At 69.9% G+C, this 14,455-nt stretch carries 14 protein-coding genes; 9 read left to right on the top strand and 5 right to left on the bottom strand.

Annotation, left to right across the window (positions count from 1 at the left end; genetic code table 11):
- Window positions 1–144 precede the first annotated feature (144 nt).
- On the bottom strand, window positions 145–969 hold the full coding sequence (locus RNB18_RS22910; RefSeq protein ID WP_394817655.1) for a response regulator transcription factor: 825 nt from the start codon (window positions 967–969) through the stop codon (window positions 145–147).
- A 122-nt stretch (window positions 970–1,091) separates the two neighbouring features.
- Between RNB18_RS22910 and RNB18_RS22905 the strand changes: the two genes are divergently transcribed.
- Both RNB18_RS22905 and RNB18_RS22900 read left to right on the top strand, forming a co-directional pair.
- Window positions 1,092–2,759 (top strand): AMP-binding protein, encoded by a 1,668-nt coding sequence (locus RNB18_RS22905; RefSeq protein WP_311715963.1) that lies wholly within the window; start codon window positions 1,092–1,094, stop codon window positions 2,757–2,759.
- Entirely contained in the window at window positions 2,756–4,342 is a 1,587-nt protein-coding gene (locus RNB18_RS22900) for an AMP-binding protein (protein WP_311715962.1), read from the top strand. The genes RNB18_RS22905 and RNB18_RS22900 overlap by 4 nt, the downstream gene beginning before the upstream one ends.
- A 598-nt stretch (window positions 4,343–4,940) precedes the next feature.
- Here the strand turns inward: RNB18_RS22900 and RNB18_RS22895 are convergent.
- Window positions 4,941–5,618: a hypothetical protein gene (locus tag RNB18_RS22895; protein WP_311715961.1), complete on the bottom strand. Its 678-nt coding sequence runs from the start codon at window positions 5,616–5,618 to the stop codon at window positions 4,941–4,943.
- 200 nt (window positions 5,619–5,818) lie between these two features.
- Between RNB18_RS22895 and gcl the strand changes: the two genes are divergently transcribed.
- A complete protein-coding gene (gcl, locus tag RNB18_RS22890) occupies window positions 5,819–7,603 on the top strand; it encodes a glyoxylate carboligase (protein WP_311715960.1) in 1,785 nt (594 codons plus the stop codon).
- 227 nt (window positions 7,604–7,830) lie between these two features.
- Here the strand turns inward: gcl and RNB18_RS22885 are convergent, their stop codons facing one another.
- From RNB18_RS22885 to RNB18_RS22875, 3 genes are all read right to left on the bottom strand, one after another.
- Window positions 7,831–8,070, bottom strand: a complete 240-nt coding sequence (locus RNB18_RS22885) for a hypothetical protein (RefSeq protein ID WP_311715959.1) — start codon at window positions 8,068–8,070, stop codon at window positions 7,831–7,833.
- Between the two features lie 400 nt (window positions 8,071–8,470).
- Window positions 8,471–9,361, bottom strand: a complete 891-nt coding sequence (locus RNB18_RS22880; RefSeq protein WP_311715958.1) for a 2-hydroxy-3-oxopropionate reductase — start codon at window positions 9,359–9,361, stop codon at window positions 8,471–8,473.
- Between the two features lie 28 nt (window positions 9,362–9,389).
- Window positions 9,390–10,229, bottom strand: coding sequence for a TIM barrel protein (locus tag RNB18_RS22875; RefSeq protein WP_311715957.1), 840 nt, complete (start codon window positions 10,227–10,229; stop codon window positions 9,390–9,392).
- 137 nt (window positions 10,230–10,366) lie between these two features.
- Here RNB18_RS22875 and RNB18_RS22870 point away from each other — a divergent pair, with 137 nt between their 5' ends.
- The 6 genes from RNB18_RS22870 to RNB18_RS22845 all read left to right on the top strand — a co-directional run bounded on the left by RNB18_RS22870 (window position 10,367) and on the right by RNB18_RS22845 (window position 14,358).
- Window positions 10,367–10,618 (top strand): hypothetical protein, encoded by a 252-nt coding sequence (locus tag RNB18_RS22870; RefSeq protein WP_311715956.1) that lies wholly within the window; start codon window positions 10,367–10,369, stop codon window positions 10,616–10,618.
- A 47-nt stretch (window positions 10,619–10,665) separates the two neighbouring features.
- Window positions 10,666–10,974 (top strand): helix-turn-helix domain-containing protein, encoded by a 309-nt coding sequence (locus RNB18_RS22865; protein WP_311716030.1) that lies wholly within the window; start codon window positions 10,666–10,668, stop codon window positions 10,972–10,974.
- Between the two features lie 84 nt (window positions 10,975–11,058).
- Entirely contained in the window at window positions 11,059–11,571 is a 513-nt protein-coding gene (uraD, locus tag RNB18_RS22860; protein WP_311715955.1) for a 2-oxo-4-hydroxy-4-carboxy-5-ureidoimidazoline decarboxylase, read from the top strand.
- A 2-nt stretch (window positions 11,572–11,573) separates the two neighbouring features.
- A complete protein-coding gene (gene uraH, locus RNB18_RS22855; RefSeq protein WP_311715954.1) occupies window positions 11,574–11,969 on the top strand; it encodes a hydroxyisourate hydrolase in 396 nt (131 codons plus the stop codon).
- Between the two features lie 4 nt (window positions 11,970–11,973).
- The gene (gene pucL, locus RNB18_RS22850) at window positions 11,974–12,876 is read left to right on the top strand and encodes a factor-independent urate hydroxylase (protein WP_311715953.1); all 903 of its coding nucleotides are present in this window, start codon (window positions 11,974–11,976) and stop codon (window positions 12,874–12,876) included.
- A 102-nt stretch (window positions 12,877–12,978) separates the two neighbouring features.
- Complete coding sequence (locus RNB18_RS22845) at window positions 12,979–14,358, top strand: 8-oxoguanine deaminase (RefSeq protein WP_311715952.1); 1,380 nt, start codon at window positions 12,979–12,981, stop codon at window positions 14,356–14,358.
- Window positions 14,359–14,455 lie beyond the last annotated feature (97 nt).

The raw sequence follows: 14,455 nt of genomic DNA, 5'->3' as shown, positions 1-14,455 counted from the left end.
TGTCCTGGCCAATATTAGGCAAGGTGCTTTGAAATTCGGCGGGAAGAGGTGGTGAGGGAAATAACAACCGGTTCCGCATGGAAAAATTCAAAGCACCCGTGAATGAATGAGATGTCTACCAATGTTACGGGAGGAGCCGGGTTGTCACGGGAGCAGTCCCGCCCGGCGTGCGGCGACCACCGCCTCTCCACGGGTCCTGGCCCCGAGCTTCCGCATGGCCGACCGCAGGTACGCCTTCACCGTCTCGGCTCTCACTCCCAGCCTGTCCGCTGCCGCGGCGTTCGTCGCCCCGGCTGCCACGCAGGCCAGGACGTCCAGCTCACGCGGTGCGAGGGCGATGCCTTTCGAGGCCCCTGCATCCGGGGTCAGGAGCGCGCAGGCGTCGAGCAGGTCGGCCCGCAGCGCCGGGTCGCCGATGCGCGGGGCCAGCGCCCGCAGCGCCGCATGCGCCTCCCGGACCTGCTCCCACGTGGAGGTGTCGTCGCGCCGCGGCTCGGCCCGCGCCGCCACCAGTACGTCCCGCGCCTCGTCGTCGACGACCAGCGCCTGCTCCACGTCCCGCGCGGCGTCCACCGCCGCCGTCAGCGTGCGGTCGCCGAGCGGCCGGGCGTCCCGCAGAGCGCCGTACAGGACGCCGCGCACCCGGCGCCGTACGACCACCGGCACGGCCAGCACCGAGCGCAGCCCCTCGGCGGCGACGGCGGCGTCGTACTCATGGCTGATCTGCCGGGACATGGAGTAGTCCGCCACGGCGCACGGGCGGGCCAGTGCGACCGCCTTGCCGCCGAGTCCGTTGCCCGAGGTCACCGCGAGCGCGAGGAGTGAGGTGGTGGCCGTACCGCTCAGTTCGCTGATCCGGATCCGCGACCGGTCGGGCTCGACCAGACCGCCGAAGGCGACCGGCAGCCCCGTCGTGCGCCGCAGCCGCACGAGTGCACGCCGGATCTCCACTGCTCCGCCCGGGTTCACCGACACCTGCTCGTCCCTTCGCTGCGGCACACACCCCCGTTCGGGGGTAGTGAGACCTGCATCACGGATTACACGATGGCAGAGAGCCGCCCGGCAAGGTCCGGCACCAAGGAGGACGCAAGATGACGGCTACGGAGGACTTCCGCGGGGCGCGGGACTTCCTGCTCCAGCACCGCGAGGACTACGCGACGGCGTACGAGGGCTTCGTCTGGCCCCGCCCGCAGCACTTCAACTGGGCGCTCGACTGGTTCGACGTCATCGCCGAGGGCAACGACCGCACGGCCCTCCACATCGTCGAGGAGGACGGCAGCGAGATCCGCCTCTCCTTCGCCGAGATGGCCGAACGGTCCAACCGGGTCGCCAATCTGCTGCGCGAGCGCGGAGTGGAGGCCGAAGACCGGATCCTCGTCATGCTGGGCAACCAGGCGGAGCTGTGGGAGACGGCCCTCGCGGCCATGAAGCTGCGTGCCGTCGTCATCCCGGCGACCCCGCTGCTCGGCCCCGCCGACCTGCGCGACCGCGTCGAGCGCGGCCGGGTGCGGCACGTCCTGGTGCGGGCCGAGGACACCGGCAAGTTCGACGAGGTGCCCGGCGACTACACGCGTATCGCCGTCGGCGGCGTACCGGAGGGCTGGCAGCCGTACGAGGACGCGTACACCGCCTCGGAGGAGTTCCTGCCCGACGGTCCGACCCTCGCCGACGACCCGTTGATGCTGTACTTCACCTCCGGTACGACGGCCCGCCCCAAGCTCGTCGAGCACACGCACACCTCGTACCCGATCGGGCACCTGGCGACCATGTACTGGATCGGCCTGAGGCCCGGCGACGTGCATCTGAACATCTCCTCGCCGGGCTGGGCCAAGCACGCCTGGTCCAATCTGTTCGCGCCGTGGAACGCGGAGGCGACCGTCTTCATCCACAACTACACGCGCTTCGACGCGGGCCGTCTGATGTCCGAGATGGACCGGGCGGGGGTCACGACCTTCTGCGCACCGCCGACCGTGTGGCGCATGCTCATCCAGGCCGACCTGACCCAGCTGCGCCGAAAGCCGCGCGAGGTGGTGGCCGCTGGCGAGCCGCTGAACCCCGAGGTCATCGAGCAGGTCCGACGGGCATGGGGCATCACCATCCGGGACGGCTTCGGCCAGACCGAGACGGCCGTCCAGGTCTCCAACAGCCCCGGGCAGGTGCTGAAGACCGGTTCCATGGGCCGCCCGAGCCCCGGCTTCAAGGTGGAGCTCCTCGACCCGGTGTCCGGCGCGCCCGGCGCGGCCGAGGGCGAGATCGCGCTGGACCTGTCGGCCCGGCCGGTCGGCCTGATGACCGGCTACCACGGCGACCCGGACCGCACGGCGGAGGCGATGGCGGGCGGTTACTACCGGACCGGCGACGTGGCGTCGAGGGACGAAGAGGGGTACCTGACCTACATCGGGCGCAGCGACGACGTCTTCAAGGCCTCCGACTACAAGATCAGCCCCTTCGAGCTGGAGAGCGCGCTCCTCGAACACGAGGCGGTGGCCGAGGCGGCCGTCGTGCCCGCGCCGGACGAGCTGCGGCTCGCGGTCCCGAAGGCGTACGTCGTCCTTGCGGAGGGCTGGGAGCCCGGTCCCGACACCGCCAAGGTGCTGTTCGAGCACTCCCGGGAGTCGCTGGCGCCGTACAAGCGGATCCGGCGGCTGGAGTTCGCGGAGCTGCCCAAGACGGTCTCCGGCAAGATCCGGCGGATCGAACTGCGTGAGGCGACGGCGGCGGGGTCGGACGCCGAGTACCGCGAGGAGGACTTCCGGTGAACTCGTACACGCACGGCGTGAGCACGACGGAACTGCTCGGCGACACCATCGGCGACAACCTGGACCGGGCCGTGGCCGCCTGGCCGGAGCGCGAGGCGCTCGTCGACGTGCCGTCCGGGCGGCGTTGGACGTACGCCCGGTTCGGCGCCGACGTCGATGAGCTGGCGTCCGCGTTGCTCGCCTCCGGGGTCGTCAAGGGCGACCGGGTGGGGATCTGGGCGGTCAACTGTCCCGAGTGGGTGCTCGTGCAGTACGCCACCGCGCGGATCGGCGCGGTCATGGTGAACATCAACCCGGCGTACCGCACCCACGAGGTCGAGTACGTCCTCAACCAGGCGGGGATCTCCCTGCTGTTCGCCTCGCTCAGCCACAAGAGCAGCGACTACCGTGCGATGGTCGACGAAGTGCGCGGCAGGTGCCGGGAGTTGCGGGAGGTCGTGTACTTCGGCCACCCGAGCTGGGGGGAGTTGCTGGGGCGCGGCGGCCGCGATGCGGCGTACCCGGAACTGTCCTGCGACGACCCGATCAACATCCAGTACACCTCGGGCACGACGGGCTTCCCCAAGGGAGCCACCCTCTCCCACCACAACATCCTCAACAACGGGTACTTCGTCGGCGAGTTGATCGACTACAGCGAGCAGGACCGGGTCTGCGTCCCGGTGCCCTTCTACCACTGTTTCGGCATGGTGATGGGCAACCTGGCGGCGACCTCGCACGGCGCCTGCGTGGTCATCCCGGCCCCGTCCTTCGACCCGGCGGCGACCCTGCGCGCGGTCCAGCAGGAGCGCTGCACCTCGCTGTACGGCGTTCCGACCATGTTCATCGCGGAGTTGAACCTCCCCGACTTCGCGACGTACGACCTCTCCTCCCTGCGCACCGGCATCATGGCGGGCTCGCCCTGCCCGGTGGAGGTGATGAAGCGGGTGGTCGCCGAGATGCACATGGCGGAGGTGTCCATCTGCTACGGCATGACCGAGACGTCCCCGGTGTCCTTGCAGACCCGCAGGGACGACGACCTCGAGCACCGCACCGGCACGGTCGGCCGCGTCCTGCCGCACATCGAGATCAAGGTCGTCGACCCGGCGACCGGGGCCACCCAACCCCGGGGTGCAGCGGGAGAGTTGTGCACCCGCGGGTACAGCGTGATGCTCGGCTACTGGAACGAGCCCGAGAAGACGGCGGAGGCCGTGGACGCCGGACGCTGGATGCACACCGGTGACCTGGCGACGATGCGCGAGGACGGCTACGTCGAGATCGTCGGCCGCATCAAGGACATGATCATCCGGGGTGGCGAGAACATCTACCCGCGCGAGATCGAGGAGTTCCTCTACGGCCACCCGAAGATCGCGGACGTCCAGGTCGTCGGGGTTCCTCATGAGCGCTACGGCGAGGAGGTGCTGGCCTGCGTCATCCCACGGGACCCGGCACACCCGCCGACCCTGGAGGATCTCCGCGGCTTCTGCGAGGGGCGGCTGGCCCACTACAAGATCCCGAGCCGGCTGAAGATCCTCGACGCCTTCCCGATGACGGTGTCCGGGAAGGTGCGCAAGGTCGAGCTGCGGGAGACGTACGCGGAGGACTGAACACACCGCCGACGCGTCTACGGCGCACCGGCCACGCGCGGACCGTTCACATGCCGCACACCCGGCGGTGGTCCTGGTCGGCTGAGCCGGGTGCGACCATCACCGGTCTCGGTGGCCGTACCCGGTGTGGCGGGAGTCGGTGGCCGCCCCGGCAGGTCGGTCCGCAAGTTGTGCGTGCCGCGTGCCTGGCGTTGGTTGTGGAAGGTTGTGCCGGGTGTTGCCGTGGGCGGCACGCCGGTCTCGGTGGCTGCGCCCGGCGTGGCGGAAGTCGGTGGCCGGCCGCCCCCGGCGGGTCGGTCCGCAAGCTTTGAGTGGCGCGTGCCTGGCGGTGGTGTGGCCGTGGCCCGCACGCTGGTCTCGGTGGCCGCGCCCGGCGTGGTGGAACCGGACCGCACGTTGCTCAGGCCCTGGGCGAGTTCTGGGTGTCCGTCGGAGCGGCCGCGGGGCCCGCTGCCAGCGCCCGGCGGGTCGGGCCTCAGGCATCTCGCGCGCGGCGCCGCGAGCCGCTCCCCGTCGGAGGAGAAGTCCCGGGCGGCCGGGTTCAGCAGGCCGTTCATCAGGCGCAGCACTCGCCGAGTCGGCCCGAACCCCCGGCGGCCTAACCTCCCAGTTCGTCGGCCAGGCCGTTCACCGGTTGTGGCGTGCCCGTCAGGTCCAGGACGAACAGCGGGACGCCGAGGGCGTCGGCGCGGGCGCGGGCCTCGGTGGTGTAGCCGGCCAGTGAGAAGTACACGCAGTGCGCGGACTCCGTCATGGCCGTCAGCCACAGGCACTCCACGTCCCGCAGCGAGGCCGGCCGCACGGTCGGGTCCACCTGGGCCAGCAGCCCGCGGGCCGCGAGGCCGATGCCGGACGGCGGACGCTGGTCCGCGCGCCGGATGTCCTGGTAGCCGAGCCAGCGCAGATACAGCGCGGCGACGGTGACCGCGTCGCGCGCGGTGCGGATCGTGATCGGCTGGAAGGCGCGGCGCGGGGGAGCGGAGGCGTCCACGTCCGGCTCCGTCTCGGGGCACGTGCCCCCGGTCACCGGAATCCGCAGGACCGTCCCGCAGGCACAACCCAGCTCCGGCCGCGGCCACTCGGCCTTGCGGCCGCAGACCGCGCACTCCACGGCGACCCACGTCTCCTCCCACACCTGGTGGGCGACGGCCGTGGGCGCGCCGTGGCGGTCCAGCGGTGGGCAGACCGGCGTGCCGCACTCGCACGGGTACGACGGCGCCGCGTAGAGGTGCTCGCGCCGGCAGACCGGACAGCGCACCGACACGCTCTCGGACATGGCCTCATCGTCCCCCAGGAGGCCTGCGTCTGTCCGTCTCTTGGCCACCTTCGTCTCTTGACGGCCCTGCCCCGTCCACTTACATTGCTTCCAGATAGTAGAAAAGTTATTCCGCAATACGGAAGTGCTCGCCGCGGGGCGCGACGGGAGTACGCATCCGACAGCCAAAGCAGTTGAAGCAGTCGAAGCAGGAGTACTCGATGGCTCGAATGACCGCTGCCCGCGCGGCAGTTGAGATCCTCAAGCGCGAAGGTGTCACGGACGCGTTCGGTGTCCCCGGCGCGGCGATCAACCCCTTCTACGCCGCGCTCAAGGCCTCCGGCGGCATCCACCACACCCTCGCCCGCCATGTCGAGGGCGCCTCGCACATGGCCGAGGGCTACACCCGCACCCACGCGGGCAACATCGGTGTCTGCATCGGCACGTCAGGACCCGCCGGCACCGACATGATCACCGGCCTGTACTCCGCGACCGGCGACTCCGTCCCGATCCTGTGCATCACGGGCCAGGCCCCGACCGCCGTGATCCACAAGGAGGACTTCCAGGCCGTCGACATCGCCTCCATCGCGAGGCCGGTGACGAAGATGGCGGTCACCGTCCTGGAGGCGGCCCAGGTCCCCGGCGTCTTCCAGCAGGCCTTCCACCTCATGCGCTCCGCCCGCCCCGGCCCCGTCCTCATCGACCTGCCGATCGACGTCCAGCTGACGGAGATCGAGTTCGACCCGGAGACGTACCAGCCGCTCCCGGTCTACAAGCCGGCCGCGAACCGCGCGCAGATCGAGAAGGCGCTCGGTCTCCTGAACGAGTCCGAGCGCCCCCTGATCGTCGCCGGCGGCGGTGTCATCAACGCCGACGCCGCCGAACTCCTCGTCGAGTTCGCCGAGTTGACCGGCACACCGGTCGTCCCGACCCTCATGGGCTGGGGCGTCCTGTCCGACGACCACGAGCTCAACGCCGGCATGGTGGGCCTGCAGACCTCGCACCGCTACGGCAACGCCACCTTCCTGGAGTCCGACTTCGTCCTCGGCATCGGCAACCGCTGGGCCAACCGCCACACCGGCAAGCTGGACGTCTACACGGCGGGCCGCAAGTTCGTCCACGTCGACGTCGAGCCGACCCAGATCGGCAGGATCTTCGCGCCGGACTACGGCATCGCCTCCGACGCCAAGGCGGCCCTGGAGCTCTTCGTCGAGGTGGCAAGGGAGTTGAAGGCGGCGGGCAGGCTCCCCGACCGCTCGGCCTGGGCGGCCTCCGCGCAGGAGAAGAAGGCAACCCTCCAGCGCCGTACGCATTTCGACGACATCCCGATCAAGCCGCAGCGTGTCTACGAGGAGATGAACAAGGCCTTCGGCCCCGAGACCCGGTACGTCTCCACGATCGGCCTCTCCCAGATCGCCGGCGCCCAGATGCTGCACGTCTTCAGGCCGCGCCACTGGATCAACTGCGGCCAGGCGGGCCCACTCGGCTGGACGATCCCCGCCGCGCTGGGCGTCGCCAAGGCCGACCCGGAGGCACAGGTCGTCGCCCTTTCCGGTGACTACGACTTCCAGTTCATGATCGAGGAGCTGGCCGTCGGCGCCCAGCACAGGATTCCGTACATCCACGTCCTCGTGAACAACTCCTACCTGGGCCTGATCCGCCAGGCCCAGCGCGCCTTCGACATCGACTTCCAGGTCAACCTGGAGTTCGAGAACGTCAACTCCCCGGAACTGGGCGTCTATGGCGTCGACCACGTCAAGGTCGCCGAAGGCCTCGGCTGCAAGGCGATCCGGGTGACCGATCCGGCGGAACTGGGCGCGGCCCTGGAACAGGCGAAGAAGCTCGCCGCCGAGTTCCAGGTCCCGGTCGTCGTCGAGGCGATCCTGGAGCGGGTCACCAACATCTCGATGTCGACGACGAACGACATCGGCAACGTGGTCGAGTTCGAGGAGATCGCGACGGAGCCGGCCCACGCGCCGACGTCGATCAAGCCGCTCAAGGTCTGACCCCGTACACAGCTGAAGGGCGGTCCCACCGTGATGGTCGGACCGCCCTTTCCCGTGCCCGGCTCCCCCGAAGCCGTCCCCCGTCGCGATGCCCGCCGCCCCCGTGCCGGCCGACCTCGCCTGATGAGAATGCGCCCGAGCAGGGGTCCGGCAGAAGCCCCTGAATCATGTTCAGAGGTTGATTTGAGGATTCCGTATCCGGCCTACGACCGCTGCCGTACGCCCGCTCACGGCTCGTGGTGCTCGGACAGCCCAGGCCAGTCCTCCGGACCGCCGCCCTGCCACTCCACGATGTCGTCGTCCTCGACCTCGATCCGGTCCAGGTCGGCGAGCCGGAGCAGCTCCACGACGTCGTCCAGGTGCGAGGCGACGCCGAGATTCTCTTTGTCCACGGTGACCCGCCGCGATCCGTCCAGGGCCGGAGCGTGCACCACCACATGCGGATGCTGTGTCGGATGTGCTGCCATGCCTACAGCGTGCTGCGGTCGGCCGGAATCCGCACCCCGGTGACCGCACCCGCCGCACGGCGGAGCGCCGGACACGGGACTGTCCGTGTCCGGCGCTCTGCTTTCTGCGGGTCCTGCCGGGACCGCGGCGGCCGCGACGGAACCGGGGCGCGCTCCTTCCCTCAGGTCGAAGAAAGAGGGCCCGGGACCTTCACCACCGCACTGGCTCGCACGCCGCCGCGGTCCTCCCCCTGTCCGCCCCCGGTACCGGGCGACCACCCCTCATCCGGGTCGCCGGCGCGTCGGGCGCGGTCAGGGTGTCTCGGTCCTCGCGCAGCGCGAGGTCATGGGTTTCCGGTCCGCGGCGGCGCCTGGGCGCGACAGGACAGATGTCAGCGCCGCCGCGGACCGGAAGTCGGGATCAGACCTGGGCGCCGGACAGGCGCTCCACGGCCCGAAGCAGCGCCGAGTGGTCCAGGCCCCCGTCGCCCTGCGCACGCAGACTGGCGACCAGCTGGGCGACCACGGCGCCGACGGGCAGAGCCGCGCCGACATTGCGGGCGGCGTCGGTGACGATGCCCATGTCCTTGTGGTGCAGGTCGATGCGGAAGCCCGGCTTGAAGTCGCGCTGGAGGAAGTTGTCCTTCTTGCGGGTCAGCACGGTCGAGCCGGCGAGACCGCCGCCCAGGACGTCCAGGGCGGCCTTGAGGTCCACGCCCGACTTCTCCAGGAAGACCACGGCCTCGGCGCACGCCTGGATGTTCACGGCGACGATCAGCTGGTTCGCGGCCTTCACGGTCTGGCCCGAGCCGTGCGGACCGCACAGCACGATGGTCTTGCCGAGCGCCTCGAAGATCGGCTCGGCCTCGTCGAAGTCGGCCTGCTCACCGCCGACCATGATGGACAGCACCGCCTCGATCGCACCGGCCTCACCGCCGGACACAGGGGCGTCCAGGACGCGGATGCCCTTCTCTTTCGCCGCCTTCGCCAGGTCGACCGAGGTCTGCGGGGTGATCGAGGACATGTCGATCAGCAGGGCGCCGGAGCGGGCGTTGTCCAGGATGCCCTCGGGGCCGTACGCGATGGCCTCGACCTGCGGGGAGGCGGGCACCATCGTGATGATCACGTCGGCGTCCCGCACGGCCCCCGCGATCGAACCGGCCGCGATGCCACCGGCAGCGGCGAGCCGGTCCAGCTTGTCCTTCTCGAGGGTGAAGCCGGTGACGTCGTAACCCGCCTTGACCAGGTTCTCGGCCATGGGGGAGCCCATGATGCCGAGGCCTATCCAGGCGATCTTGGGGAGGTTGCTCATGATCGGGGGTGCCTTTCCGGGAAGGGGGTCAGCGGGGCAGCCAGTCGAAGGCCTCGGCGCTCGGGCGGTCGCCCGGCTTGTACTCGAGGCCGACCCAGCCGTCGTAGCCCGCCTTCCTCAGCCGGTCGAGGAGGTCTTCGAGGGGGAGTGAGCCGGTACCGGGCGCGCCGCGACCCGGGTTGTCGGCGATCTGTACGTGGCCGGTCTTCGGGGTGAACTCCTCGATCACCGCCGGCAGGTCCTCGCCGTTCATGGACAGGTGGTACAGGTCCATGAGGAACTTCGCGTTGCCGAGGCCGGTCGCGTCGTTGACCTTGTCGACGATCCCCACCGCCGCGGGTGCGCTCACCAGCGGGTAGAGCGGCGACTCCGGCTTGTTGAGGGCCTCGATCAGGAGGATCGCGCCGATCCGGTCGGCCGCGCGGGCCGCGAGGACCAGGTTCTCCAGCGCGAGCGCGTCCTGCTCGGCCGGGTCCACGCCCTCGACGCGGTTGCCGTACAGGGCGTTGAGCGCCGTGGCGCCGAGTGATCCGGCGAAGTCGGCGGCCACGTCGATGTTGGCGCGGAACCGCTCCGACTCCTCGCCGGGGACGGACAGGGCACCGCGGTCGGGGCCCGGCAGCCGGCCGGCGTAGAAGTTCAGGCCCGTGAGCTGGACGCCCGCGTCCTCGATCGCCGTCTTCAGCGCGTCGAGCTCGGACCGCTCGGGGGTGGGGGTGTCGATCCAGGGCCACCACAGCTCGACCGCGGTGAAGCCGGCCGCGGCGGCTGCCGCGGGGCGCTCCAGGAGCGGGAGTTCCGTGAAGAGGATCGACAGGTTGACGTTGAAGCGCTGCTCTGCGGCTGTGTCCCATGAAAAACCTGGCATGTCGCGGGCGCTCCCTTCCGTGTCGAGTGTTTCCATAATGTGGAAGTTAGTTTCTGCTTATTGGAAGATTGTCGTCGGGTTGAAGGCGTTGTCAAGAGGGCTCGGCGGAAAACGGCACTGCGCGTTAGGTTGTGCGCGTGCGATTGCGAGTGGAGTTCACGACCGAGCCGTTCGACCTCGACGAGGCCCCGGCGCACGCGCTCGTGGCCCGCGAGGTCATCGAGGCGGCCGAACTGGACGCGGTGGACGTCGGCCCGTTCGGCAACACCGCGGAAGGCGGCGCCGACGAGGTGCTCGGCGCCGTGGACGCCCTGCTGCGCCGGACCCTGGCCTCCGGCGCGACCCGGATCTCCCTCCAGGTGAACGTGCTCGGGGAGGCCGACGCGTGAGCGCCGACGAACCGTTCATCGCGGCGGTCAAGCCGCTGGTCGACGCCATGGGCGGCGAGATGCTCCCGCCGGACGAGGCCGGCCCCGACGACGTCGTGCTCGCCTGGCAGGGCGCCGACGTGGTCGCCGTACGACTGCCGCAGCTCGCGGACTCCCTCGACCACATCCTGGCCGCCATGGAGCGCAAGCGGGGCAAGCCGCTCGCGGATCTGGACCGCAAGGCCAAGCAGGAGGTCGTACGGATATTGGAGGCGCGTGGCGCCTTCTCCGTACGGCACGGCGTGGAGACCGTGGCGAGCGCGCTCGGGGTGAGCCGCTTCACGGTCTACAACTATCTGAACCGGGACAAGACGTAGGAAAAGCGCCCGGGCGGGTTTCGTAACCCCGAATTTTCAACAAAGTGTTGACGTGCTGTCGCGTGGAGGCGTTAGCTGACTCCCGTGACTTCGACTTCCACGTCCCCCGGCCTGGCCCGGTTCAACGTCCTGGAGGAGCACGCGGCCCACGCGGTGCTCCTCGAGGCGTGCGCCTCCACGGCGTGGGCTCGGCGTCTGCTCGCCGCCCGCCCCTACGCGACCACGGAGGACCTCTACGCCACCAGCGACGCCGCCATGGCCGAGCTGACCCCCGACGACCTCGCCGAGGCCATGGCCGGTCACCCGCCGATCGGCCGCCCCAAGCCGGGCGACCCGACCTCGGCCCGCGAGCAGCGCGGCATGGCAGGCGCCTCCGAGGAGCTCAAAGCGGAGATGCTGGAACTGAACCTGGCGTACCAGGAGAGGTTCGGCCATGTCTTCCTGATCTGCGCGACCGGCCGCACCGGCGAGCAGATGCGCGACGCGGTCAGGGAGCGCATCGGCAACGCGCCGGAGCGGGAACGCGAGATCGTCCGCACCGAGCTGGGCAAGATCAACCGTATCCGGCTCGCCCGCATCGTCGAAGAGGACGCCTGACCATGAGCACGAGCACCACCGCCTCCGTGTCCACGCACATCCTGGACACCAGCGTCGGCCGCCCCGCCCAGGGAGTCGCCGTCCAGCTCTCCGCCCGCCCCGGGCGGGCGGACTGGCAGGCGCTCGGCGGCTCCGCGACCGACGCGGACGGGCGGTGCAAGGACCTGCCGGCGCTGCCGGAGGGGACCACCCACGTACGGCTCGACTTCGAGGTCGAACCGTACTTCTTGAAGAAGCAAGCCGATGCGCAGCAGGACGCCCCCGCGAATCGGGACAGCGGTGCGACCGGAGTGTTCTTCCCCGAGGTGGCGATCACCTTCGCCGTGAACCCGGGCGAGCACTACCACGTACCGCTGCTGCTCAACCCGTTCGGCTACTCCGTTTACCGAGGGAGCTAGCTACATGCCCATCCTGGGACAGAACCAGTACGGCAAGGCCGAGAACCGAGTCGTCAAGATCACGCGGGACGGCGCCACCCACCACATCAAGGACCTCAACGTCTCCGTGTCGCTCAGCGGCGACATGGACGAGGTCCACTACTCCGGCTCCAACGCCAACGTGCTGCCGACCGACACCACCAAGAACACGGTGTACGCGTTCGCCAAGGAGTACGGCATCGAATCCGCCGAGCAGTTCGGCATCCACCTCGCCCGGCACTTCGTCACCTCGCAGGAACCGATCAGGACCGCGCGGATCCGCATCGAGGAGTACGCCTGGGAGCGGATCGCGACGGCCGGCGAGGACGAGCACTCCTTCGTCCGCCAGGGCCAGGAGACCCGCCTGACCCAGATCACCTACGACGGCTCCTCCTGGGAAGTCGTCTCCGGGCTCAAGGACCTGACCGTCATGAACTCGACCAACTCCGAGTTCTGGGGCTACGTCAAGGACAAGTACACGACCCTGCCCGAGGCGTACGACCGCATCCTGGCGACCGAGGTGTCCAGCCGCTGGCGCTTCAACTGGTCGGACGACGAGCAGGAGACGCCCGACTGGGAGACGTCCTACGAGCAGGTCAAGAAGCACATGCTCGAGGCCTTCGCCGAGACGTACTCGCTCTCGCTCCAGCAGACCCTGTACCAGATGGGTTCGCGGATCATCGACCACCGGGCCGAGATCGACGAGGTCCGCTTCTCGCTGCCGAACAAGCACCATTTCCTCGTGGACCTGGAGCCGTTCGGGCTGAAGAACGCCACCGAGGACGGTGCCGTCTACTTCGCCGCCGACCGGCCCTACGGCCTGATCGAGGCGACCATCCTCCGGGACGGCTGCGAGCCGAGGATCCCGGTGGATCTCACCAACCTCTGAGCAACTCCCTCTGCGGCACCCGCGGCCCGCCAGGGCGGGCCGCGGCACTCAAACTCCCGGGGTCCTGCCGTGCCCTCTCCACCTCCGCGCAAAGGACGAACCATGGCAGCAGACCGGCGCATCGTCATCGAGAACTGTTCGATCGCGACCGTGGACGCGCACGACACCGAGTACCCGAGCGGATACGTCGTCATCGCCGGCAACCGCATCGAGTCGCTCGGCGCGGGCAGGGCGCCCGAGGGCCTGGAGAACGTCGACCGCCGTATCGACGCCACCGGCCACCTCGTGACCCCCGGCCTGGTCAACACCCATCACCACTACTACCAGTGGATCACCCGGGGCCTCGCCACCGACCACAACCTCTTCAACTGGCTCGTCGCGCTGTACCCGACCTGGGCGCGCATCGACGAGCAGATGGTCTACGCGGCGGCGCAGGGCTCGCTCGCGATGATGGCCCGCGGTGGCGTCACCACCGCCATGGACCACCACTACGTCTTCCCCGCCGGTTCCGGAGACCTGTCCGGCGCGATCATCCGCGCCGCCCGCGAGACGGGTGTCCGCTTCACTCTCGCCCGCGGCTCCATGGACCGCAGCGAGAAGGACGGCGGCCTGCCCCCGGACTTCGCCGTCGAGACCCTGGAGGGCGCCCTCGCCGCGACCGAGGCGACCGTCAAGGAGCACCACGACTCCTCCTTCGGCGCGATGACCCAGGTCGCCGTCGCCCCCTGCTCGCCCTTCTCCGTCTCCACCGAACTCCTGCGGGAAGGCGCCGAGCTGGCCCGCCGTCTCGGCGTACGGCTGCACACCCACGGCTCGGAGACCGTCGAGGAGGAGCAGTTCTGCAAGGAGCTGTTCGGCATGGGCCCGACCGACTACTTCGAGTCCACGGGCTGGCTCGGCGAGGACGTGTGGATGGCGCACTGCGTCCACATGAACGACTCCGACATCGCCGCCTTCGCCCGTACGAAGACGGGTGTGGCCCACTGCCCCTCGTCCAACGCCCGTCTGGCGGCGGGTATCGCACGGGTCCCGGACATGCTCGCGGCCGGTGTCCCGGTCGGCCTCGGCGTCGACGGCACGGCGTCCAACGAGTCCGGTGAACTCCACACCGAACTCCGCAACGCCCTGCTCATCAACCGCCTGGGCGCGCACCGGGAAGCGGCTCTGAACGCACGGCAGGCGCTGCGCCTGGGCACCTACGGCGGCGCCCAGGTCCTGGGCCGCGCGGCCGAGACCGGCTCCCTGGAGGCGGGCAAGCTCGCCGACCTGGTGCTGTGGAAGCTCGACACCCTCGCCCACGCCTCGATCGCGGACCCGGTGACCGCGCTGGTCTTCGGCGCGGCAGCACCCGTCACGGCCTCTTTTGTGAATGGCCGTCAGATCGTCGAGAACAGCCGCCTGTTGCAGGTCGACGAGGACGCCATCGCACGCTCCACGCGGGAACAGGCCCGGCGTCTGGCGCGGATCGCCGCGCAGGGCTGATCACCTCACCAGTACTCCGGTCGGGAGGGACGGCTCCCGGCCGGCAGCCATGGAACTCGCAAACCGGGTTCCATGGCGGCCGTGCCCGGGGCGCGTG

It is taken from the genome of Streptomyces doebereineriae, from assembly GCF_031845645.1.
In the GTDB taxonomy this organism is placed as follows: Bacteria; Actinomycetota; Actinomycetes; order Streptomycetales; family Streptomycetaceae; genus Streptomyces; species Streptomyces canus.
This window is presented reverse-complemented; position numbering and strand designations above follow the sequence as displayed.